Origin of the sequence: Barnesiella viscericola DSM 18177, from assembly GCF_000512915.1 — a bacterium.
GTDB classification, from domain to species: Bacteria; Bacteroidota; Bacteroidia; order Bacteroidales; family Barnesiellaceae; genus Barnesiella; species Barnesiella viscericola.
This window is the reverse complement of the sequence record NZ_CP007034.1, coordinates 2,592,464-2,617,096: the sequence shown is the minus strand read 5'-3', so window position 1 is coordinate 2,617,096 and position 24,633 is coordinate 2,592,464. Positions and strand designations below refer to the sequence as shown.

The window sequence follows — 24,633 nt, the reverse complement described above, 5'->3', positions numbered from 1 at the left end:
AAAATACAAGCCCGGGCAGCGCCGCAATGCGACAATATGGGTATTGCTCTCTTGCCCGACTTTTTCGACCTGACCACACAACAAAAATTCAGCCTCATGGAGACAACCCGATTGGAAACTGCCCCCGAGCTCACACAACCGGCTGCGACCGACTGCCTGGTGTTCAAACCCATTACCCTCAACTCGCTGAGCGAGATTGCCCCCTACCTGCCCCAACAGAGTTACCGCACCTGCGACTTCTCAATCGGCGGCATCTACATGTGGGTCGACTATTTCGGCTATGAGTATGCCATCTGCCACGACACGCTTTTCATTCGAGGCGGCGAAGAGGACCACTTGCAGAACACCGCCTTTGCCGTGCCGGTGGGCGCACTGGATTTAAAAGAGTCTATCCCCTTGCTGGGAGCCTACTGCCGGCAACACGGACAGCCCTTGATTCTCTCAGCCGTACCCGAACCGGCGGCTCAGACCATCGCCGGACTGTATGGCTGCCCCGTGACCGAACTGCCCGACTGGGGCGACTACCTCTACCGGGCCTCCGACCTGGCCACCCTCGTGGGACACCGCTTCAACAAGAAACGCAACCGGGTGAACAAGTTCAAGAGCACCTATCCCGACTTTCAATACGAACCTGTCACCGCACAGAATCTGCCCGAGTTGAAAGCCTTCTTCGACCGCTATATGCAGGCCTATCACAAGGACAGCGAACTCTTTGCCTACGAAGAGAGCAAAGTGGCTCAGGTGCTGCGCGAGTATGACCGGCTCCCCTTCGAGGGCGGACTCCTGCGCGTGGGGGGCGAGATTGCCGCCTTCTCGGTAGGCGAGGTGGTAAACGACACCCTCATCGTACACATCGAAAAAGCCCGGAAGGATATTGTGGGCGCCTACGAGGCCATCAACTATTTCTACTCGGCACAGATGGCCGAGACTCACCCCGAAGTGCAGTATATCAACCGCGAGGACGATGCCGGCGATCCGGGTCTGCGCGAAGCCAAACTCTCGTACAACCCCGAGACTATCTTGAAAAAATACAACATTCCCCTCGACAACTTTCTGCAATAGATATCGGGAGTTGTGGGTCCCGGGGTGCGAAATGTCACAAAAAGAGTGAAATGAGTGCTCTATTTGCTCAGTTTTATAGTCTATACATTTGTTTCTGCAATCGGTTTACCCTATTTTTGCAGTAGAGAAACAAGAGACACAAAAAACTGAGATATGAAAAAATTGACATGGGCCCTGCTGACGGCCCTGCTTCTTGCCGGAGCCTCTCCGGCAAACTGCTACGCCAAAAGAAAGAGTAAGAAAGAGAACCGAAAAGAACAGGTTAAAGACACGACCGTTCAAGAATCGAAATACGACAAACTCATCAAGGGAGCCAAAACACAAAAGGGTATGTTCACCCTGCACCTGACGACCGACAACAAGCTGCTGGTCGAGGTGCCCGACTCGCTGATGAGCCGCACCTTCCTGTTGTCGAGCCGGGTAGCCACCACAACCGACCCCAAGCTATTCGTGGCCGGCGAGATGACCACCGACCCCTTTATGATCAGGTTCAGCAAGAATGAGCAATCGCTCTTCATGCACCTGGTGCAACACGCCAACATCATCGACCCCAAGGACCCCATCGCCGCCTCGTTCGACCGGAATTTCGGCGACCCTATCATCAAGGCCTTCAAAATCGAGGCCAAGAACGGGAATGACGTGGTGGTAGACATGAGCGACTTCTTCAAGACCAACGAGAAGATTATCAGCCCCATGCCCAGCAAGCCCTCGTCCAAGATAAAGACGGGCACCTACACGGCGGCCAACTCCTATATTCTGGGAGTCAAGAGTTTCCCGCAAAACTGTGAGATTCGCTCGGTGCTCAGTTTCACCGGCGACAACATCTGCACCGTGACCATGCACCGCTCGCTGGTACTGCTGCCCGAGCAACCCATGCGTCCCCGCATCTACGACCGCCGAGTGGGCTTCTTTTCGAGTACCAAAAACATCTATACCAGCGACAAGGACCGCATAGACCGCACACAATACATTCACCGCTGGCGGCTCGAACCGAAGGACGAAGATCGCGAAGCCTACCTCAGAGGCGAACTGGTAGAACCCAAGAAACCGATTGTCTTCTACGTCGACAGTGCCTTCCCCGACAAGTGGCGCGACATCGTGAAACAGGGTGTGGAGGACTGGAACACCGCCTTTGAGGCCGCCGGGTTCAAAAATGCCGTCATCGCCCGCGACTACCCGAAGAACGACCCCGATTTCGACCCCGACGACATGCGGTACAGTTGTGTGAAATATGCCGTGACCGATATTGCCAATGCCATGGGTCCGAGCTATGTCGACCCTCGCAGCGGCGAGATACTCACGGCCGATGTCATCTGGTACCACAACGTCATCTCGCTGGTACACAACTGGCGGTTTGCCCAGACGGGAGCCGTCGACCCGCGAGTGAGACAAGAGACTTTCGACAACGACGTCATGCGCGAGTCGCTGCGCTACGTAGCCTCACACGAGATAGGCCACACCCTGGGGCTCATGCACAACATGGGGGCCAGCTACGCGTTCTCCATCGACTCGCTGCGCAGCCCGTCGTTCACCCAGAAATACGGAACCACACCCAGTATCATGGACTATGCCCGCAACAACTTTGTGGCTCAGCCGGGCGACTATGAACGCGGCGTGCGCCTCACCCCGCCCGTCTTGGGAGTCTACGACATCTATGCCATCAACTGGGGCTACCGACTTATTGCCGACGCCCCCACCCCGCAGGACGAAGTGGCTACTCTCGACCGCTGGATTGCCGAGAAGAAGGCCGACCCCATGTACACCTTCGGGGCCCAACAATACCCCGATACCTACGACCCTACCGACCAGACCGAGGACCTGAGCAACGACCACTTCAAGGCCGGTGAGATGGCCATCTCGAATCTCAAACTCATCGTAAAGAACTTTGAGCAATGGTTCTTCGACGAGGGGAAAGACTACCGCACGATACGCGACGAATACTCGGCTCTTGTGCAACAGTACAACCGCCACCTGCGCCACGTAATACCCTACATCGGCGGGGTGCTCTATACCGAGGTGCGCCAGGGCGATGACACGTTGCCCTACATCTACCTCGACAAGGCTACCCAGCGGAAGGCGTTGAAATGGATTCTCAACCAGGCCCGCACCTATCGCGACTGGCTCACTCCCGCCGACCTGCTGCAACGTATCGGTGCCAACGTCAACTATGCCAGCGCGATACACCGCATGCTCCCGTCCAGCCTCATCAAGCCGTCTACCCTCTTCCGTATCCACGAGGGCGGAGCCATCAACCCGGTCAAAAACTACACCGTCGACAGCTACCTCAACGACGTAATTGCCGAGGTATTCAAGGCTACCTACCAGGGACGGAAGTTGAACGACGTGGAGCGCGACCTGCAAAGCGAAACCATCGAGCAACTCATACAATACTCCGACCTGCAAGGGACACCCGTAAAGATAAACCTGAATCCCCTGACCGACGACATCGACCTCGACGGGGCACCCTTCCCGTGCAGCCATGCGCTGTGCCACCAGGTCGGGGAGCAATCGTTTACCCGGTTCACGACGGGGCCCTCGATGTCTGTGGCCGAGATGGCTCCCTACATGACCGGCGCCCTCAAAAAGATACTCTCGCTCTACAAGCAGAAGAGAGCCGCCACGGCCGACAGCGCCACCCGCAATTTCTATGACTACCAGATTATCCACATTGAAAAACTGTTTAACAACTAAACAAAGAGGTAACCAAAAGCATTATCTGTAAGGTACCTCTTTGGAGTACGACATATGAAAGAATTTATCCTAACCCAAGAAGAAACCGAACGCACCGTCCTGGTAGGACTGATTACCAACACCCAGAACGAGGCGAAAGCCAACGAGTACCTCGACGAGCTGGCCTTCCTGGCCGAGACCGCCGGAGCCGAGCCCGTGAAGAAATTCCTGCAACGGCTCGACATGCCCAACTCCCGCACCTTTGTCGGCGCAGGCAAGCTGGCCGAGATAAAAAACTACATCGACGAGAACGAGATAGGTATGGTCATCTTCGACGACGACCTCTCGGCCAAGCAGGTGCAGAACATCGAGAAGGAGCTGCAAGTGAAGATTCTCGACCGCACCAGCCTCATTCTCGACATCTTTGCCAAACGGGCCCAGACGGCCAACGCCAAACGGCAGGTCGAACTGGCTCAATATCAATACCTGCTCCCCCGCCTGACCCGCCTGTGGACTCACCTCGAACGTCAACGGGGCGGTATCGGCATGCGTGGTCCCGGTGAGACGCAAATCGAGACCGACCGCCGTATTATCCTCGACAAGATTTCGCATCTGAAAGAGGAGCTGAAAAGCATCGACCGCCAGAAGAGTATCCAGCGCAAAAACCGCGGCAAACTGGTACGTGTAGCGCTGGTGGGATATACCAACGTGGGCAAGTCGACCCTCATGAACCTGCTGGCCAAAAGCGAGGTCTTTGCCGAGAACAAACTCTTTGCCACCCTCGACACCACGGTGCGCAAGGTGATTGTCGACAACCTGCCCTTCCTGCTCTCCGATACCGTAGGCTTTATCCGCAAACTGCCCACCCACCTGGTCGACTCGTTCAAGTCGACCCTCGACGAGGTGCGCGAAGCCGACCTGCTGCTCCATGTGGTCGACATTTCGCACCCGGCCTTCGAGGAGCAAATCGAGGTGGTGAACAAGACGCTTCAAGAGGTGTGCGACTCGACCAACAAACCCATGATTCTGGTATTCAACAAAATCGATGCCTTCTCCTACGTAGAGAAAGCGGCCGACGACCTCACTCCCCGCACCCGCGAGAACATCTCGCTCGACGAACTGAAAGAGACCTGGATGGCCAAGATGCACGACAACTGCATCTTCATCTCGGCCCGCGAGAAGAAAAACATCGACGAGTTGAAGGCACTGCTCTACCAACGGGTCAAGGAGATACACACCACGCGATTCCCCTACAACGATTTCCTCTTTCAGCACTACGACGAAATCGCTACCGACGAAGAAAAAGAAGAATCCTGACCCAATAAATTGTTTCACCGCGGGCTATCCTCCGGCCTCATTCAACAACGAGCATATGACAAAATATCGCAAACTCAACCGCACGGAAATCGAACGGCTCACCGCTCAGGAGTGCATGGCCGACAACTGGAACCAAGTACACGTAGCCGAGGGCTTCTCACCCGCATACATCGCCCACACCCGATTCTCGGGCGAGGTCTATCTGGGACGATTCGAGCAGGAAATCGAGTTGCCGGGAGGATTAAGGAAACACGCCGGATTGCGCCACGTCACCCTGCACAACTGCACAATCGGCAACAATACCCTCATCGAAAACATTCCCAACTATGTGGCCAACTATCAGATAGGCGACTACTGCTACATACAGAATGTCAACCTGCTGCTTACCGAGGGAGAGAGCTGTTTCGGCAACAACACCGAGGTTTCGGTGCTCAACGAGACGGGTGGCCGCGAGGTCCCCATCTACAACCGACTCTCGGCCCAACTGGCCTACATCGTGGCCATGTACCGCCATCGCCCCGACCTCATCGGCCGGCTGGGCCAAATGATAGCCGACTACGCCCGTTCGGTCAAAAGCACCCGCGGCACGATAGGCAACGGTGTCCATATTGTCAACACGGGCACAATACGCAACGTCTGCATCGGCGACGCCTGCCGCATCGAGGGGGCTTCGCGCCTCGACAACGGCACCATCAACAGCTGCACCGAAGCTCCCGTGTACATCGGGGCCAACGTCACGGCCGAAGATTTCATTATCAGTTCGGGAGCCTGCGTGAGCGACGGGGTGGTTCTGTCGCGCTGCTTCATCGGGCAAGCCTGCCACCTCACCCACCTCTTCTCGGCCCACGACTCGCTGTTTTTCAGCAACTGCCAGGGCGAGAACGGCGAGGCCTGTGCCATCTTTGCCGGGCCCTACACGGTGACCATGCACAAGTCAAGTCTGCTCATCGCCGGCATGTTCTCGTTCCTGAACGCCGGCAGCGGCTCGAACCAGAGCAACCACATGTACAAGCTGGGGCCCATTCACCAGGGGGTTGTCGAACGCGGGTCGAAAACCACGAGCGACTCCTACATGCTGTGGCCCGCCAAGATAGGTGCCTTCTCGCTTATCATGGGGCGGCACGTCACCCACCCCGACACCTCGGGCATGCCCTTCTCCTACCTCATCGAGCACGGCAACCGCTCTTACCTCGTACCGGGTGCCAACCTCAAAAGCGTGGGCACCATACGCGATGCCCAGAAATGGCCCAAACGCGACCGGCGCACCGACCCCGACAAACTCGACTGCATCAACTTCAACCTGCTGAGCCCCTACACGATTCAAAAGATGTTGCAGGGTATCGACACCCTGCAAGGGCTTAAACAGACTTCGGGCGAGACCTCGGAGTGCTACTCGTTCCAGAGTACCACCATCAAAAACAGTTCGCTCGAGAAGGGTATCAACCTCTACACCCTGGCCGTGCACAAGTTCATGGGCAACTCGATTATCAAGCGGCTCGAAGGAACCCCCTTTGCCGACCTCGACGACCTGCACAGCCGACTGCAACCCACCGACCCGCTGGGTGAAGGCGAGTGGATAGACCTGGCGGGACTCATCATTCCCAAGCAGGCCATGCAGGAGGAGATTGAGCGCATCGTACACCAGAGCGACTATACGCTCGAAGCGGCCGAAGCCTTCTTCCGCACGCTGCACCACCGCTACTACGACATGGAGTGGACCTGGGTATGCTCGAAGATGCAACGCTGGTACGGCAAGAGCATCGACCAACTCACCCCTCAGGATATCATCGGCATCGTGCGGCAATGGAACGAAGCCGTCGTATCGCTCGACCGCATGCTCTACGACGACGCCCGCAAGGAGTTCTCGATGATTTCACGCATCGGATTCGGCGTCGACGGCTCGGCCAGCCAACGCGATTTCGACTTCGAGCAGGTGCGTGGCGAGTTCGAGAGCGACCCCTTCGTCAAGATGGTATGCCGCCATATCGAGGAGAAAACAGCCCTAGGCGACGAATTGCTCGAACGGCTTAACCGGTTAATAGATAAAACCACCGACGAATAATCGGCAAGATTCTGATAAGCCAGTTATCATATAGAGTAACAAGTCACCCCGCATCGAGATGCGGGGTGACTTGTTCATGCTGTTCCGCGCCACAACGCGGAATCCAGGGCATATCAAGGGAAAAAGATTTTCGAGAGCTAAGGAACACTATCGGCTCTCGTCACTCAGGATTTGCTGAAAAAAGGCAGAGACCTGTTGCTCGATGTCGCCCAGCATGCGCTCTACCCGGCGGTCGTTCCACGAGCCGGAGCGACGGGCCTCGTCGAGCAGCGTGCGACTGCGGGCATAGACCTCCTTTTCGAGGCCGAGCAGTTGTTGTGTGATGCCGCTACCATCGGACCGGAAGAGACGGGCCATGTGCAGATAGTGCGACCCGCTGCCCCGCTTCACGGGAAAGGCCTCCTGCTTCAAAGCGTTGGACCACTCGCACAGAGACGAACGCACCGTATCACCCTGAGCCTGCAACAAGGCGGGTATCCCACTGTTGCAACCGAGCCATACCGGCAACACGATAGAACAGGGCGGATAGCCCAACACCGTCCACATCGTGGTAAAGGCGGGCGACTCACCGGGCCTTACCCCCTCGACCACCAGCGAGGCCGAGGTGCTGTATCGCGGAATGAAATCCTGATCGACCACCCAGTTGTCGCCCGAGAAATCGCGCCCCAGAAAAGCGTGATAGAACGACCGGGAGCAAACACCGGTGAGCCATTCGGCCGTAACCGCTTTTTGTTCCGCCACAGGAGCAAACAACTCCTCGGCGTGGTCGTAGCGGATATAGCCGAGCCCCTCGTCGGGACGACCCGACATCGAATAGTTGGTGCGCAACAGATAACCGTTGGGACTATCGGCCGCATCGTAACGGAACACCTCGTAGTTGTTCACCTCGAAATAGGCGGCACCCCCTTCGGCATCAATCACCCCGAAGTTGGCCTCCACCCCGATGGGCCGGGGCCACTCGGCGAGCAGCCGTTCAAAGTCGTCGACCGTGCGGCACACGGCCAAAGCGCGCTTCATCACCACCCCCTCGCGGTCGGCCAGCGACGAGGTGTCGTTTTTCAGATTATACGAGGCGGTATTCATCACGGCAAAACCGGCACTGTTGTAACCGGTCCACACCTCACGGGCCAGCGTGTCGACCCCGTTCACCAGCCCCACGAAAGAGAGTTGCCCCTTGACGGCATCGAAACGCACGATGCGGTTGTTCAAGTCGGACGAATCGCGATGTTTCCACAACAGCGGACGACCGTCGGGGGTCACCCGTCCCGATACGACTGCCGAGGTACAGGCCCAGGCCGAAGCCCCGGCCACCAAACACAACAGGAGAAATATAGCTAAGCGTTTACACATAATTCTGCTTTTTAACCAGAGCAAAGATAATAAAAGGCGAGAGTAGAGACAAACGAAAACATAGTTTTCAAGTTTGGCCATACCGAGCCGAATCCTATCTTCTGTAAACGAAAGATGAGTGGAGAATAAAATATCTGTACTATCTTTGTAAAAACTAAAAACAGAACCCACATAAAGATATGCCTCATTATATTTTTGAAATAGAGATGCAGGTGCGCGACTACGAATGCGACATGGAGGGCATTGTCAACAACGCCATCTACCTGCATTACCTCGAACACACCCGCCACGAATTTCTGTCGTCTACGGGAATTACGTTTGTTGAGATGCACCAGCAGGGTATCGACCCGGTTGTCAACCGCATCGAAGTCAACTACAAGGCACCGCTGCGCAGCCGCGACCGATTTGTCAGCAAGCTGTACATGCGTCGCGAGGGCATCAAGTTTGTGTTCTATCAAGACATCTACAAAGTGTCGGGCGAACTGTGCATCAAAGCGGTGGTCGAGGTGGTGGCTACCTCGAACGGACGAATCACCCGTGGCGAAGAGTTCCTGCCCTACTTCGAAAAATTCCTGCAATAACCGTTTGCCCACAATACCATGGAACCAGAGGTGCTATACCGCATCGCGCTCTCCCGCATCAAGGGAATGAACAAATCGCTGGCTCAGCATATCCACGAGACGGTCGAGAGCCTCGAACTCTTTTTCAGTCTGCCCGAAAACCAACTGCGGGAGCTGACTGGAATCAGCGGCCGCATGCTCCAAGACGACATTCGTCGCGAAGCCATGCAGAAAGCCCGCCAGGAGATGGAGTTTCTCCAAAAGGGGAACATCACCCCGCTCTACTTTACCGACCCGGCCTACCCGACCCGGTTGACCGAGTGTGTCGACGCGCCTCCGCTGCTTTACTACCGGGGTACGGCCGACCTGAATGCGGCCAAGGTGGTGAGTGTGGTAGGCACCCGCAGGGCCACGGAGTATGGCCGGAGTTTCTGCGAAGCACTGGTTCGCGACCTGGCAATCGGCTTTCCCCAACTGATTATCGTGAGCGGGCTGGCCTACGGTATCGACATCTGTGCTCACCGTGCGGCATTGAAGCAGGGACTCGACACGGTGGCCGTACTGGCCCACGGGCTCGACCACATCTACCCGGCCAGCCACCGAAACACAGCCATCGAGATGGTTTCGCACGGTGGGCTCCTCACCGAGTATCCCGGCTATCACCCCATGCACCCGGCCTTCTTCGTGGCCCGCAACCGCATCGTAGCCGGATTGGCCGACGCCGTGGTCATCGTCGAGTCGCGCGAAAAGGGGGGCGCCCTCATCACGGCCGGTATTGCCGAGAGCTATCACCGCGACGTCTTTGCCCTGCCCGGCGATATTCACCGCGAGACCTCGGCCGGCTGCAACCAACTGATTCGCCGCAATCGGGCGGCTCTCATCACCTCGGCCGACGACCTCGTCGAGGCCATGTGCTGGAAGGCGCCGCGTCGCGAGGCGGTGCAACGGTCGTTCTTCCCCGACCTTACCGACGAGGAACAAACTTTGGTCGACTACTTGAAAGAACGGGGCGAAGGGCAGATAAACCGCATGACGGTCGAACTGGACCGCCCCCTGTCGCAACTGCTGTCGGTGCTGGTCGAACTGGAATTCAAGGGAGTTGTCAAGGCACTGCCAGGCGGAGTCTACAAGCTGTAACCTCCCACCCTCAAAAAAAATCGGGAGAAAAGGGGCTGCCACCCGCTCTTCTCCCGACCTCAGGATTTTTCTCTTTTATACGGTCCCTCTACAAATAGGGTTGCGTATCTTCGTCACAACCGGTGTGCTCGTCGCAGCAGTCGCAATGGCCGTCGCAATGCTCCTCCTTCACTTCGAGTTCAAAGGTGGCATGGTCGATACCCAATTGGTGCAAAGCCTGCTTCAACCTGTGTTTCACCTCGTGCATGCGCAAGATGTCGCGCACGACCACATGAGCCGTCAAGGCGGTCTGTGTGGTACTGATGGCCCAGATATGCAGGTGATGCACATTGATGACATCGGGGTCGGACGAGAGCGTCTGCTCGACCTTCTGCACGTCGATATTCTCGGGCACCCCGTCGAGGGCCAGCCGCAGACTCTCCTGCAACAGATGCCAGGTGGAGTAGAGGATAACCAGCCCCACCACGATACCGATAATGGGGTCGATGATATCCCAACCCGTGTACTTGATCACGACGCCCGAAATCAACACCCCCACCGACACCAGCGTGTCGGCAGCCATGTGCAGATAGGCCCCTTTGACATTCAGGTCTTTCGACTTGTCGGCAAAGAAGAGATAGGCGGTAAAGGCATTCACCACAATACCTATCGCAGCCACCCAGGCAATGGCCCCACCGTCGAGCGGGGCGGGATTGCGCAGCTTGTCGATACTCTCGTAGAGTATCACGGCCACGGCAATGAAAAGGATAGCTGCATTGAGCAGCGACACCAGTACGGTACTCTTCTTGTAGCCATAGGTATATTGCAACGAGGGTTTCGCCAACGAAAGCCTCAGGGCAAAAAGAGCCAGCACCAGGCTCACCACATCGCTCAGGTTATGCCCGGCATCGGAGAGCAGAGCCAGTGAATCGTAATAGAATCCGGCACCGGCCTCGGCCAACACAAAGACAATGTTCAGCACGATACCGATGATGAACGACCGATTGAGTTTCTGCAAATCGGGCGTCGGGTGCACATGATGGTGATGATGTGGTTCCATAGTTGCTATCTATTAAAAAGGTTTGAATCCCATGATTTCGCGCACGTCGCGCAGCGTTTTCGAGGCCGTCTCGCGAGCCTTCTCGGCACCCATCTTCACGACACGGGCCAGATAGGCCTCGTCGTTCTGAATCTCGAAGAAGCGCTCCCGAATGGGCAGTGTTACTTTGAGAATATCGTCGGCCAACTGTTTCTTCAAGTCGCCATAGCGGATTTCGCAGGTGTTGTATTTCTCCTCGAAATAGGCTACCGTATCGGACGAAGAGACAACTCGAAGCAACGTGAAGAGGTTCTCCACCGACTCGGCCTTGGGCGAGTTGGGAACTTTGGGACCCTCGTCGGTCACAGCCCGCATGATCTTCTTGCGCAAGGTCTTTTCGTCGTCAATGAGGTAGACGCAGTTGCCTTCCGACTTACCCATCTTGCCCGAACCGTCGAGGCCGGGAATTTTGATGGGTTCGCTGCCGAAGTTGAAATTCTGCGGTTCCTCGAAATACTCCACCCCGTAGGTCGAATTGAAGCGACGGGCAAAGCGGCGGGTCAACTCCAAGTGTTGTTCCTGGTCCTTCCCTACCGGCACATAGTTACCATGCTGGATAAGAATATCGACCGCCATCAACGTGGGGTATGTAAGCAGACCGGCATTCACCCGTTTGTTGGTGTTGTTACCGATAATCTCGTGCTCGATGTCGCCGTCGTTATCGGTCTTGATACCCAGCTGTTTGCGGGCCTTGTCCTTAAACGAGGCGGTACGCATCAACTCACCGATACCTACGTGCATATTCATCAGCAGATACATCTCCGAAATCTCGGGCACATCGCTCTGCACAAACAGGGTCGACTTCTCGGGGTCGAGCCCGGCGGCCAGATATTCGCAAAGGATATCGCGCACGTTCTCATGCAGCATCTTGGGATCGGGGTGCGTCGTGAGGGCGTGCAGGTCGGCTATGAAAAAATAGCTGTTGTATTTATCCTCTTCCTGCATCTTCACAAAATTGCGCAATGCACCGTAATAATTTCCCAAATGTAAATTTCCCGTGGAGCGTATGCCACTTACTACAACTTCTTTTCTCATATATCCTAAAATTTATCTTTCACTATTCTCTTTTTTACCTCCGGCCACTCTTACGAGAAATCCTGCCCTCGATGAGAGACACTTCCGGTAATCCTGTCGTTCAAGTCTTGCGCCGGTTTCATACCTCGGCAAAGGTACAAAAATCGCGATAAGATAGAATCTCATACCCCGAAAAAAAAAATGCCGTTCGAGACTACAAGGTACCATTCCACGGCTTGTCGGAGAGACAGGCCGACAATTGAGCCTCCATGGACGGGTTACCGCTCACGATAGAGATGTTGCGGCCGGTACGAAATGCACGCACCCTGCAAGTACCCACGGGAGCCGGTTTATCCATTGCTAAAAAAATAAAACCCGGCTTGTCACTCTCTCAAAGGGAGATTCAAGCCGGGAGACTTTTCGTTTTCAATTTTACTGTATCTTTTAATCCATATTCTCCACCTCTTCGATAGGAAGCTGACGTCTGAAAATCTCGCGGAAGGAGATAAGCGTTTCGGTGCGCGACAACCCTATCGGCTGCAACTTGGTGTGAATAATTTCGAGCAGGTGCTGATTGTTGCGGGCAAACAGTTTGATGAACATGTCGTATTGCCCCGTCGTGAAATGGCACTCGACCACTTCGGGAATTTTGCGAAGCTCTTCGACCACATGCGAAAAGTCACCCGGGTTTTTCAGATAGAATCCCATATAGGCACAAGTCTCAAATCCAATCTTGTTGGAATCCATGATGAACTCCGACCCTTTGAGAATACCCAGATTGGTCAGTTTTTGCACTCGTTGATGAATAGCGGCTCCCGATACATTACACTCCCGTGCCACTTCGAGGAAAGGTATGCGAGCATTGGCTGCTATCAGTTTCAGAATCTTATAATCCAATTCGTCTAATTGATGATGTCCCATGTGTTTTTTCGATTTTTTACAGCTGTTTTATCATATAGAGAGCAAAGATAGTAATAAATTTACATTATTCATTTATTTATCATATTAAATTTACAGGATATAATAGATGTTAGGAAAAATCAATCTCCCCATTTCCCGCCAACAAGTTTCAATTTGTAAGAAGAACCCCCTTACAGTAAGAGACTTCACCTACTCAAACGAGATGACAGATAGAATTTTGCCAATCGATTTTCATATTTTCAGCTTCTCTCTCCCCCTTGCTTATGGGCCTACCAATAACTTTACCACTATATTTTTTAAAGATTTATTTAAATCTATTATATTTGTACCGATTTAAATCCTACCGACTATGATACGAATTACCCCTGTCAATCCCCACGACGTGCAAGCACTCGATTTTATCGAACGCGTGTACACCGAGTCATTCCCCATGGACGAACGTCGAGACTTCGACGAGGTAGTGCGACTGTTACGGGAAAACGACGATTTTGCCATCGTACTGCTGTGCGACGAAAAGAATCCGGTAGGATTTATCTCGTACTGGCCATGGAGCGACTTTACCTATTTGGAACACTTTGCCATCGACAGTCGCTGCCGAGGAGCTGGCTATGGAGCCACGGCCATGACCGAACTGCTGAAACAGACCGGGAAACCGGCCGTGCTCGAAGTGGAGAAACCCGACGACGAACTGAGCCAGCGACGCATACGCTTCTATCAGCGACTGGGGTTTGTCTTGTCGCCACGACCCTATACCCAACCACCCTACTCGCCCGACCGGCATCCGCTCGAACTGCGACTCATGTCATACGGGGAGATTGACCTCGACCCAACCTTCGACCTCGTGGTCACTCGCATTCACAACCGAGTTTATGGTGTGGAATAGAGGGACTGAATACAGAGAAGTCACAGCCCCTCCCGACTCACAACCGAGGCAAATGTTAAATGCTGATTTTAACATATTAAATTGAGACAAATAGAAGGGTTATTAATATTATTATACTATTTTTGTACAAAAATATGCCGTGAGGCAAAACATTTTATTATGAAAAAACATTCTTTTCTAAAATATTGCACATATATACTGCTCGCTTTCATGACCGTATCGTGTGCGACTGGAAATAAGGAACAAAAGATTGTTACCGTAACCGTACAACCTCAGAAGTATTTTGCCGAGAAGATTGCCGGCGACCGCTTCAGCATCAACTGCATCGTACCCCCGGGCAGCAACCCCGAGGCTTACGATCCCTCGCCATCGCATTTGGTCTATGTGGGCAAAAGCGTTGCCTATTTCAAAATAGGGCACATCGGGTTTGAACTGGCCTGGATGGACAAGCTGGAACAGAACAACCCGACGATGAAGATATTCGACAACTCAGAGGGTATCGATCTGCTCACAGGTACCCATGAGCATGGCGACGGCGACAGCCATCATCTCGAAGCCGACCCCCACACGTGGAGTTCGCCCAAAAACGCACGCATCATTGCCCAAAACATGTACGAAGCCTTTGTGAGCCTCGACCCCAACGGCAAAAAGGTGTATCGTGAGAACTATGAGAATCTGCTTGCCGAGATCAACCGGGTCGACTCGATTATCACGCAGCGGCTCGCACCGGCACATGGCACCATGTTTGCCATCTATCACCCGTCGCTCAGCTATCTGGCCAAGGATTACCACCTGCACCAGCTCAGCCTCGAATACAACGGCAAGGAGCCTTCGGCCTTCTACCTGAAAAAGGCGGTCGACGTAGCCAAAGAGAATCACGTAAAGGTTATCTTTATCCAGCAGGAATTCGATGCCAAACAGGCACAATCCTTTGCCCAGGAAATCGATGCCCGAGTAGTACCTATCAACCCGCTCAGTTACAACTGGAGCGAAGAACTTTTACACATAGCCGATGCCATTGCAGGAGAATAAAATCATATCCATCGAGAACCTGTGGCTCTCATACACCGACAAGAGTGTGCTCGAAGACATAAACCTGGACATCTACCAGGGTGATTTTCTGCTGGTCTCGGGACCGAACGGCGGGGGAAAGACCTCGCTGCTGCGCACCATACTGGGCTTGCAGAAGCCTACGCGGGGAGCCATCTATTTTTTCGAAAAGGGTGAGCCGGTCGACTCGCTCGACATCGGATACCTGCCCCAGAAAAACAGTATCGACAGCAAATTTCCCATTACCGTAGAAGAGGTCGTAGCCTCGGGTCTCATGGGCAAGAGCGCCAAGCGTCCCCAATCGGTACTGAAACGCGAAATAGACTACATGCTCGACCTCATGGGCATCACGGCACTGCGCGAAAGGCCCATCGGGGTACTCTCGGGCGGACAGTTGCAACGCACTCTTTTCGGCCGGGCACTCATCTCACACCCCGAGATGCTTATCCTGGACGAACCCTCGTCGTATATCGACCGCCAATTCGAGGTGCGCATGGTCGATATTCTTCGGGAGCTGTCGAGCCGGGGTACCACCATCATGATGGTATCGCACGAGATAGAGCCCTTCATCGCCCTGTCGAACCGCAACCTCTACATCGATCACACCCTGGGCGACCGATAACGGCCCGCACTCCCCTTACAACCTTACAACCTACATCGATGCAATAATATAACGCACCTGCCTTGTCATGCAGGTATGCCCGCTACCTATCGTCTATCCCCATTATCTTGTATCTAGCCACTACCTCTATTGATGGAGGGGCTGCCAGGGTCACCGTCTTTCCAGAAATTTCGTTCCACAAGCAAGTGTCATAAAAGCAAATAAAAAAGAGCAACCTGCGTGCAGGTTGCTCTTTTCATATAACATTGATTTAACGTTCTATCAATTGGAGAAGTCGGTTACGTTCTTGCGGTTGGCAAACACCCGATCGAACTCCTCTTTGGAGCCAACGATAAGTTTGTCGAACTCGCGTTGACCGGTACCGGCCGGAATCAAGTGACCGCAAATCACATTCTCCTTCATACCTTCGAGGGTATCGACCTTACCGTTGATGGCAGCTTCGTTGAGCACCTTGGTCGTCTCCTGGAACGAAGCAGCCGACATGAAGCTCGACGTTTGCAGAGCGGCACGGGTAATACCTTGCAGAATCTGCTCGGAGGTTGCGGGGATAGCGTCGCGCACCTGAATGAGTTTGAGGTCCTTGCGTTTCAAGGCCGAGTTTTCGTCGCGCAGCTTGCGGGCCGTAACAATCTGACCGGCTTTGAGCGTTTGCGAATCGCCCGGATCGGTAACCACTTTCTTGCCCCAGATACGGTCGTTCTCGTCCATGAAGTCGCGTTTATCGACGATTTGCTGTTCGAGGAAACGGGTATCTCCCGGGTCGAGAATCTGCACCTTGCGCATCATCTGACGAACGATTACCTCAAAGTGCTTGTCGTTGATCTTCACACCCTGCATACGATATACATCTTGAACCTCGTTCACGATATATTCCTGTACAGCCGTGGGACCTTTGATGGCCAGAATATCGGACGGTGTAACAGCACCATCGGACAGCGGCGTACCGGCACGCACGTAGTCGTTCTCCTGTACCAGAATCTGTTTCGACAGAGGCACCAGGTATTTCTTCGTCTCGCCCGTCTTGGAAACGACCGAGATTTCACGGTTACCACGTTTCACTTTACCGAAGATAACCTCACCATCGATTTCCGATACGACAGCAGGGTTGGACGGGTTACGGGCCTCGAACAACTCGGTTACACGAGGCAGACCACCCGTGATATCACCGGCCTTACCTACGGCACGCGGTATCTTCACGAACACATCACCGGTCTTGATCGTATCGCCGTCTTCAATCATCAAGTGAGCGCCCACAGGCAACGCGTATGTTTTGATTACCTGTCCGTTCTCATCGAGAATCTGAGCCGACGGTACGCGGGTACGGTCTTTCGACTCGATAATGATCTTCTCTTTCAAACCCGACTGTTCGTCCGATTCAACACGATAGGTAACACCCTCTTCGACGGCATCGAACTTAACTTTACCGCCAACCTCCGAAACGATAACGGCGTTGAAGGGGTCCCACTCGCAAATCATGTCGCCCTTCTTCACGGTGTCGCCGTTGTTGAAATACAACTTGGAACCGTAAGGAATGTTGGCCGACATCAATACCATCTTGGTGTTGGCATCGATAATACGCATCTCGGCCAAACGTCCTACCACAATCTGCACCTTGGTACCGCTGTCCGACACACTGTCTACGGTACGCAGCTCCTCGATTTCGAGGATACCGTCGTAACGCGAAAGCACGCTCGACACGGCAGCGATGTTCGAGGCGATACCACCGACGTGGAACGTACGCAGTGTCAGCTGTGTACCCGGCTCGCCGATGGACTGTGCAGCAATCACACCCACAGCCTCACCTTTCTGTACCATGCGGTTGTTGGCCAGGTTACGGCCGTAACACTTGGCGCAGACGCCTTTCTTCGATTCGCAGGTGAGTACCGAACGAATCTCGACTTGCTCGATAGGCGACTCTTCTATCTTCTGGGCAATAGCCTCGGTGATCTCTTCGCCGGCGTGAACCAGAATCTCGTTGTTCAGCGGATTCACTACATCGTGAACCGACACACGACCCAGGATTCTCTCGCCCAGCGAGGCTACTACCTCTTCGTTGTTCTTAATTTCGGTGCAAACCAGACCACGCAGGGTTCCGCAGTCCTCCTCGTGAATAATCACGTCGTGGGCTACGTCGACCAGACGACGGGTCAGGTAACCGGCATCGGCTGTCTTCAAGGCGGTATCGGCAAGACCCTTACGAGCACCGTGCGTGGAGATGAAGTACTCCAACACCGACAAGCCCTCCTTGAAGTTGGCCAAAATAGGGTTCTCGATGATTTGACCACCCTCGGCACCCGATTTCTGCGGCTTGGCCATCAGACCACGCATACCGGAGAGCTGACGAATCTGGTCCTTCGAACCACGGGCTCCCGAGTCGAGCATCATGAATACCGAGTTGAAACCTTGATTGTCGGCCGAAAGCTGCTTCATCAAGATGTCGGACAGACGCGAGTTGACGTGCGTCCAGGTATCGATAATCTGGTTGTAACGCTCGTTGTAGGTAATGAAACCCATGTTGTAGTTATTCATAATCTGCTCAACCTCGGCGTTACCTTCGGCAACCAATGTCTCCTTTTCAGGCGGTACGAGCACGTCGCCCAGGTTGAACGACAGACCGCCCTTGAAGGCCATGTAGTAACCCAGGTTCTTGATGTCGTCGAGGAACTGGGCCGAACGGGTTACACCGCATACCTTAATGACCCGACCGATGATGTCGCGCAACGATTTCTTCGAGAGAATCTCGTTGACATAGCCGATCTCCTGGGGTACGTATTGGTTCACCAGTACACGGCCTACCGATGTATTCTCGACCATGTGCTCGATGATGTTGCCTTCTTTGTCGATGTCTTTTACTACCACCGATACGGGAGCGTGCAACGACACCTTACCTTCGTTGTAGGCAATCTCGGCCTCTTCGGGGCCGTAGAATTTCAAGCCCTCGCCCAGCGAACCGGGACGCAGTTTGGTGATGTAGTACAGACCCAATACCATGTCCTGCGAAGGCACGGTGATAGGAGCTCCGTTGGCAGGGTTCAGAATGTTGTGGGCTCCCAGCATCAGCAATTGGGCTTCGAGAATAGCCTCGTTGCCGAGGGGCAAGTGTACGGCCATCTGGTCACCATCGAAGTCGGCGTTGAATGCCGTACATGCCAGCGGGTGCAGTTGGATAGCCTTACCCTCGATCATCTTGGGCTGGAAGGCCTGGATACCCAGACGGTGCAACGTCGGGGCACGGTTCAGCAGCACGGGGTGACCCTTCATCACGTGTTCGAGGATATCCCATACGACGGGCTCCTTGCGATCCACAATCTTCTTGGCCGATTTCACGGTCTTGACAATACCGCGCTCGATGAGCTTGCGGATAATGAAGGGTTTATAAAGTTCGGCTGCCATGTTCTTGGGCAGACCGCATTCGTGCATCTTCAACTCAGGACCTACAACGATAACCGAACGGGCCGAGTAGTCTACACGTTTACCGAGCAGGTTCTGACGGAAACGACCTTGTTTACCTTTCAAGCTGTCGGAGAGTGATTTCAACGGACGGTTGGCCTCGGTCTTCACGGCACTCGATTTGCGCGAGTTGTCGAGCAGCGAGTCGACAGCCTCTTGCAACATACGTTTTTCGTTGCGCAGAATCACCTCGGGGGCCTTGATTTCCATCAACCGTTTCAGACGGTTGTTACGGATAATTACCCGGCGATAGAGGTCGTTGAGGTCGCTCGTGGCGAAACGTCCACCATCGAGGGGAACCAACGGACGCAGTTCGGGGGGAATCACGGGAATCACCTTCAAGATCATCCACTCGGGACGGTTGCGCCCCTTGGAAGCCCGGAACGACTCAACCACTTGGAGGCGTTTCAAAGCCTCGGTCTTGCGTTGTTGCGAGCCGTCGGTGCTGGCGCGGTGACGCAGCTCGTAGGAGAGTTCGTCGAGGTCGAGACGGCACAGCAGATCATAGATAGCCTCGGCACCCATCTTGGCGATGAACTTGTTGGGATCGGTATCTTCGAGCATCTGGTTCTCGCGGGGAAGCGAGTCCATGATGTTGAGATATTCCTCTTCGGAGAGGAGGTCGTAAGTAGCCAGGTCGGTTTGAGGACCCGGTTGTATCACGATGTAACGCTCGTAATAGATCACGGCGTCGAGTTTCTTGCTGGGCAATCCCAACAGATACCCAATCTTGTTGGGCAACGAACGGAAATACCAGATGTGGGCTACGGGCACCACCAGTTGGATGTGACCCATACGTTCGCGGCGCACCTTCTTCTCGGTCACCTCGACACCGCATCGGTCGCAGACAATCCCTTTGTAACGGATACGTTTGTATTTTCCGCAATGGCACTCGTAGTCCTTGACAGGCCCGAATATACGTTCGCAGAAAAGACCGTCCCGCTCGGGTTTATAGGTACGGTAGTTGATGGTTTCGGGTTTCAGCACCTCGCCGCTCGAATTTTCCAAAATCTCTTCGGGCGAAGCCAAACCAATCGAAATCTTCGAAAAGTTACTCTTTATTTTGTTATCTTTTCTAAAAGCCATAAATGTTTAATGTATAAAGAGTTATTGGCCGGCCGTCACACAAGGCGACGGCCCGACCGTTTGGATTTTATTTTACTCTAAGTTGACGCTAAGACCGAGACCTCTCAACTCGTGCAGGAGCACGTTCAAAGACTCGGGGATACCGGGTGTAGGCATGGGCTCACCTTTGACAATAGCCTCGTAGGCTTTGGAACGGCCTACGACGTCGTCCGACTTGATGGTCAGAATCTCTTGCAACACGTGAGCGGCACCGAAGGCTTCGAGTGCCCAAACCTCCATCTCTCCGAAACGCTGACCACCGAACTGAGCTTTACCACCCAACGGCTGTTGCGTAATGAGCGAGTACGGACCGATTGAACGGGCGTGCATCTTGTCTTCGACCATGTGGCCCAGTTTCAACATGTAGATGACACCTACCGTGGCAGGTTGGTCGAAACGCTCGCCGGTGCCACCGTCGTAGAGGTAGGTCTTACCGTAGCGGGGAAGACCAGCCTTGTCGGTCCAGTCATTGAGGTCGTCGAGGCTGGCTCCGTCGAAGATAGGCGTAGCGAATTTCTCGCCCAGCTCGGCTCCGGCCCAACCCAGAACGGTTTCAAAAATCTGACCCAGGTTCATACGCGAAGGCACACCCAGCGGGTTCAGCACGATGTCGACGGGAGTTCCGTCGGCCAGGAACGGCATATCTTCCTGACGCACGATACGCGACACGATACCTTTGTTACCGTGACGACCGGCCATCTTGTCGCCCACGCTGATCTTACGCTTCTTGGCGATGTAGACCTTGGCCATTTGCACGATACCCGAGGGGAGCTCGTCACCAATCGAGATATCGAATTTCTTGCGACGCAACTCGGCATCATACTCTTTGTATTTCTTCAAGTAGTTGATGATGGTGGCACGAATCAACTCGTTCTTGGCAGCATCGGTCGTCCACTTGCTCACCTGTACGGTGGTATAGTCGATTTTATTGAGAGCAGCCTGGGTAAACTTGGTTCCCTTGGGAACGATGTCGGTACCCATGAAGTCTTTCACACCTTGCGAAACCTTGCCCTGAGTGAGGACGAGCAACTTGTCGATGAGAATGGCTTTCAAGCCGTTCATCTTCTCTTCATACTCTTCGTCGAGCTTGGGCAGAATGGCTTTGTCGCTCAGTTTCGATTTTTTCTTCTTGATGGCACGCGAGAAGAGGTTGGTACCGATAACTACACCTTTCAACGAGGGGGTAGCTTTCAACGAAGCATCTTTCACATCGCCGGCCTTGTCGCCAAAGATGGCGCGCAACAGCTTCTCTTCGGGCGAAGGATCCGACTCGCCTTTGGGGGTAATCTTACCAATCATGATGTCCCCGGGGTTCACCTGGGCACCCACGCGGATAATACCGCGTTCGTCGAGGTCCTTGGTGGCATCTTCGCTCACGTTGGGAATATCGGAGGTGAGCTCTTCCATACCGCGCTTGGTCTCACGCACTTCGAGCGAATACTCGTCGACGTGAACCGAGGTGAGGATATCTTCACGAACCATGCGCTCGTTCAGCACGATGGCGTCCTCGTAGTTGTAACCCTTCCAAGGCATGAAGGCCACTTTGAGGTTGCGGCCCAAAGCCAACTCGCCGTTCTCTGTCGAATAACCTTCGGTGAGAATGTCGCCGGCTTTCACACGGTCGCCCTTGTGGCAGATAGGACGCAGGTCAATCGTGGTGCTCTGGTTGGTCTTGCGGAATTTCGGGAGCTTATACTCTTTAACGGCATCTTCAAAACTTACAAACTCTTCGTCCTCGGTGCGGTCGTAGCGGATACGAATCACAGTGGCGTCGACAAACTCGACAACACCGGCGCCTTCGGCCATAATCTGGGTGCGCGAGTCGCGTATCAGCTGGCCCTCGATACCGGTTCCTACGATAGGAGCCTCGGGACGCAGCAGAGGTACGGCCTGGCGCATCATGTTCGATCCCATCAATGCACGGTTGGCATCGTCGTGTTCGAGGAAGGGAATGAGCGATGCGGCAATCGAGGCAATTTGCGTAGGCGACACGTCCATCAGGTTCACCTGGTCGGGCGACACGATGGGGAAGTCGGCATCCAAACGGGCTTTTACCTTGTTGCGGATAAAGGTACCGTCGTCGTTGAGCGGGGCATTACCCTGAGCGATAATCTGACCCTCTTCAACCTCGGCGGTCAGGTAGACAACACCTTCGGGCGACAGGTCCACTTTTCCGTCTTTTACCTTACGGTACGGAGTTTCGATGAAACCTAAATCATTAATCTTGGCATATACGCACAACGACGAAATCAGACCGATGTTAGGACCCTCGGGCGTCTCGATAGGACACAGACGACCATAGTGGGTGTAGTGCACGTCGCGCACCTCGAAACCGGCACGCTCACGCGACAGACCGCCGGGACCCAGGGCCGACATACGGCGCTTGTGGGTAATCTCGGCCAACGGGTTGGTCTGGTCCATGAACTGCGACAAGGCATTGGTACCGAAGAAGGTGTTGATTACCGACGATATCGTCTTGGCGTTAATCAGGTCGATGGGGGTAAACACCTCGTTGTCGCGCACGTTCATACGCTCGCGAATGGTGCGGGCCATACGGGCCAACCCTACGCCGAACTGATTGTATAATTGCTCTCCTACGGTGCGCACACGACGGTTGCTCAGGTGGTCGATATCATCGACATCGGTCTTGGAGTTAATCAGTTCGATGAGATACTTGATAATCTCGATGATGTCCTCCTTGGTGAGCACCTTCACGTCGGGCGAGGTGGAGAGGTTTAATTTCTTGTTTATTCTGTAACGTCCTACTTCGCCCAAGTCGTAACGTTTCTCCGAGAAGAAGAGGTTGGTGATAACCTCGCGGGCACTGGCTTCGTCGGCCGGCTCGGCATTACGCAACTGGCGATAGATATAGAGCACTGCCTCCTTCTCCGAGTTGCTGGAATCTTTTTGGAGGGTGTTGAAGATAATCGAATAGTCCGAGGTGTTTCCGCCTTCCTTGTGCAGGAGGATATTCTGAACACCCGATTCGAGAATGTCGGCGATGTGCGACTCTTCCAGGACGGTTTCACGGGGAATGACGATTTCGGTACGTTCGATGGAAACAACCTCGCCCGTATCTTCATCGACAAAATCTTCTACCCACGACTTCACCACATTACCGGCCAGACGACGACCGATAGCTTTTTTCAGGTTGGTCTTGGATACTTTGAGGTCTTCTGCCAGACCGAAGATTTCGAGAATATCCTTATCGGTCTCGAACCCAATGGCACGCAACAAGGTAGTCACGGGCAATTTCTTCTTCCGGTCGATATAGGCATACATTACGTTGTTGATGTCGGTAGCAAACTCGATCCAGGAACCGCGGAACGGAATGATACGGGCCGAATAGAGCTTCGTCCCGTTGGCGTGCGTACTCTGGCCGAAGAAGACTCCCGGCGAACGGTGCAGCTGCGATACCACTACCCGCTCGGCACCGTTGATGACAAACGTGCCTTTGGCCGTCATGTAGGGAATCGGGCCCAAATAAACGTCTTGGATTACCGTAGCGAAATCCTCGTGATCGGGGTCGGTACAATATAGTTTCAGCTTGGCCTTTAAGGGTACACTGTATGTCAACCCTCTTTCCAGACACTCCTCAATCGTGTATCTGGGCGGGTCGATATAGTAGTCCAGGAATTCGAGGACAAAATTGTTGCGCGTATCAGCAATGGGAAAGTTCTCGGCAAATACCTTGAAAAGACCTTCGTTTTTTCTCTTTTCAGGCGGAGTGTCAAGTTGCAAAAAGTCTTGAAACGACTTCAACTGAACTTCAAGAAAATCCGGATAAGGCAGCGGATTTTTGATTGAAGCGAAATTTACGCGTGGTTTACCTATTGTAGAAGACATTTAAAAATGGATTAAGTGAACTTAATTAAAAATATATACACAAAAAGGTTAAGAATCACCGACTAAGATGATTCTTAACCAACCTATCTGATAATCAGATATATTATTTAAGTTCAACTTCTGCTCCAGCGTCTTCGAGTTGTTTTTTCAGAGCTTCAGCATCAGCTTTAGCAAGACCTTCCTTGATGTTGTTAGGAGCACCATCTACGAGGTCTTTGGCCTCTTTCAAACCAAGGCCGGTGAGTTCTTTCACCAATTTAACGATAGCCAGTTTATTTGCACCAGCAGCTTTCAGAACTACATCGAACGATGTTTTTTCCTCAGCAGCAGCTCCGCCGGCAGCGGGAGCAGCAGCAACAGCAACAGCTGCAGCAGCAGGTTCAATACCATATTCGTCTTTCAAAATTTGAGCAAGTTCGTTTACTTCCTTTACGGTCAAGTTAACTAATTGTTCTGCAAAAGCTTTCAAATCTGCCATTTTTGTAT

Annotated in this window: 17 protein-coding genes; 9 read left to right on the top strand and 8 right to left on the bottom strand. The window is 53.7% G+C overall.

Annotated elements, in window-relative coordinates; all coding sequences use genetic code 11:
- The first annotated feature begins 96 nt into the window (after positions 1 to 96).
- From BARVI_RS10875 to BARVI_RS10860, 4 genes are all read left to right on the top strand, one after another.
- Positions 97 to 1,062, top strand: a complete 966-nt coding sequence (locus tag BARVI_RS10875; protein ID WP_038534699.1) for a DUF2156 domain-containing protein — start codon at positions 97 to 99, stop codon at positions 1,060 to 1,062.
- A 153-nt stretch (positions 1,063 to 1,215) separates the two neighbouring features.
- Positions 1,216 to 3,753 (top strand): zinc-dependent metalloprotease, encoded by a 2,538-nt coding sequence (locus BARVI_RS10870; RefSeq protein ID WP_025279269.1) that lies wholly within the window; start codon positions 1,216 to 1,218, stop codon positions 3,751 to 3,753.
- A gap of 54 nt (positions 3,754 to 3,807) precedes the next feature.
- Entirely contained in the window at positions 3,808 to 5,049 is a 1,242-nt protein-coding gene (hflX, locus tag BARVI_RS10865; RefSeq protein WP_025279268.1) for a GTPase HflX, read from the top strand.
- 55 nt (positions 5,050 to 5,104) lie between these two features.
- Complete coding sequence (locus BARVI_RS10860) at positions 5,105 to 7,111, top strand: DUF4954 family protein (protein WP_025279267.1); 2,007 nt, start codon at positions 5,105 to 5,107, stop codon at positions 7,109 to 7,111.
- Positions 7,112 to 7,258: 147 nt separating this feature from the next.
- On the opposite strand, the gene BARVI_RS10855 is transcribed toward BARVI_RS10860, so the two are convergent.
- Positions 7,259 to 8,461 (bottom strand): carcinine hydrolase/isopenicillin-N N-acyltransferase family protein, encoded by a 1,203-nt coding sequence (locus BARVI_RS10855; protein ID WP_025279266.1) that lies wholly within the window; start codon positions 8,459 to 8,461, stop codon positions 7,259 to 7,261.
- A 179-nt stretch (positions 8,462 to 8,640) separates the two neighbouring features.
- On the opposite strand from BARVI_RS10855, the gene BARVI_RS10850 reads away from it, so the two are divergent.
- Both BARVI_RS10850 and dprA read left to right on the top strand, forming a co-directional pair.
- Positions 8,641 to 9,042 carry an acyl-CoA thioesterase gene (locus BARVI_RS10850; protein WP_025279265.1) on the top strand — a complete coding sequence of 134 codons (402 nt, stop codon included), beginning with the start codon at positions 8,641 to 8,643 and terminating at the stop codon, positions 9,040 to 9,042.
- An 18-nt stretch (positions 9,043 to 9,060) separates the two neighbouring features.
- Positions 9,061 to 10,158, top strand: coding sequence for a DNA-processing protein DprA (gene dprA, locus BARVI_RS10845; RefSeq protein WP_025279264.1), 1,098 nt, complete (start codon positions 9,061 to 9,063; stop codon positions 10,156 to 10,158).
- Positions 10,159 to 10,246: 88 nt separating this feature from the next.
- Here dprA and BARVI_RS10840 read toward each other — a convergent pair whose 3' ends face one another.
- The 4 genes from BARVI_RS10840 to BARVI_RS10830 all read right to left on the bottom strand — a co-directional run bounded on the left by BARVI_RS10840 (position 10,247) and on the right by BARVI_RS10830 (position 13,171).
- Positions 10,247 to 11,197, bottom strand: a complete 951-nt coding sequence (locus tag BARVI_RS10840; protein ID WP_025279263.1) for a cation diffusion facilitator family transporter — start codon at positions 11,195 to 11,197, stop codon at positions 10,247 to 10,249.
- Between the two features lie 12 nt (positions 11,198 to 11,209).
- Positions 11,210 to 12,271: a tryptophan--tRNA ligase gene (trpS, locus tag BARVI_RS10835; protein WP_038534370.1), complete on the bottom strand. Its 1,062-nt coding sequence runs from the start codon at positions 12,269 to 12,271 to the stop codon at positions 11,210 to 11,212.
- 193 nt (positions 12,272 to 12,464) lie between these two features.
- Entirely contained in the window at positions 12,465 to 12,608 is a 144-nt protein-coding gene (locus tag BARVI_RS13395; protein WP_157232588.1) for a hypothetical protein, read from the bottom strand.
- 86 nt (positions 12,609 to 12,694) lie between these two features.
- Positions 12,695 to 13,171, bottom strand: a complete 477-nt coding sequence (locus BARVI_RS10830; protein ID WP_025279261.1) for an Lrp/AsnC family transcriptional regulator — start codon at positions 13,169 to 13,171, stop codon at positions 12,695 to 12,697.
- 349 nt (positions 13,172 to 13,520) lie between these two features.
- Between BARVI_RS10830 and BARVI_RS10825 the strand changes: the two genes are divergently transcribed.
- The 3 genes from BARVI_RS10825 (at position 13,521) to BARVI_RS10815 (ending at position 15,726) form a co-directional block, all read left to right on the top strand.
- Positions 13,521 to 14,054 (top strand): GNAT family N-acetyltransferase, encoded by a 534-nt coding sequence (locus BARVI_RS10825; RefSeq protein WP_025279260.1) that lies wholly within the window; start codon positions 13,521 to 13,523, stop codon positions 14,052 to 14,054.
- A 159-nt stretch (positions 14,055 to 14,213) separates the two neighbouring features.
- Entirely contained in the window at positions 14,214 to 15,086 is an 873-nt protein-coding gene (locus BARVI_RS10820; RefSeq protein WP_025279259.1) for a metal ABC transporter solute-binding protein, Zn/Mn family, read from the top strand.
- Positions 15,067 to 15,726: a metal ABC transporter ATP-binding protein gene (locus BARVI_RS10815; protein ID WP_038534369.1), complete on the top strand. Its 660-nt coding sequence runs from the start codon at positions 15,067 to 15,069 to the stop codon at positions 15,724 to 15,726. The genes BARVI_RS10820 and BARVI_RS10815 overlap by 20 nt, the downstream gene beginning before the upstream one ends.
- 261 nt (positions 15,727 to 15,987) lie before the next feature.
- Here the strand turns inward: BARVI_RS10815 and rpoC are convergent, their stop codons facing one another.
- The 3 genes from rpoC to rplL all read right to left on the bottom strand — a co-directional run bounded on the left by rpoC (position 15,988) and on the right by rplL (position 24,625).
- Positions 15,988 to 20,262, bottom strand: a complete 4,275-nt coding sequence (gene rpoC / locus BARVI_RS10810; protein WP_025279257.1) for a DNA-directed RNA polymerase subunit beta' — start codon at positions 20,260 to 20,262, stop codon at positions 15,988 to 15,990.
- Between the two features lie 72 nt (positions 20,263 to 20,334).
- A complete protein-coding gene (gene rpoB, locus BARVI_RS10805; RefSeq protein WP_025279256.1) occupies positions 20,335 to 24,147 on the bottom strand; it encodes a DNA-directed RNA polymerase subunit beta in 3,813 nt (1,270 codons plus the stop codon).
- Between the two features lie 103 nt (positions 24,148 to 24,250).
- Complete coding sequence (gene rplL, locus BARVI_RS10800; RefSeq protein ID WP_025279255.1) at positions 24,251 to 24,625, bottom strand: 50S ribosomal protein L7/L12; 375 nt, start codon at positions 24,623 to 24,625, stop codon at positions 24,251 to 24,253.
- Between the last annotated feature and the right edge of the window lie 8 nt (positions 24,626 to 24,633).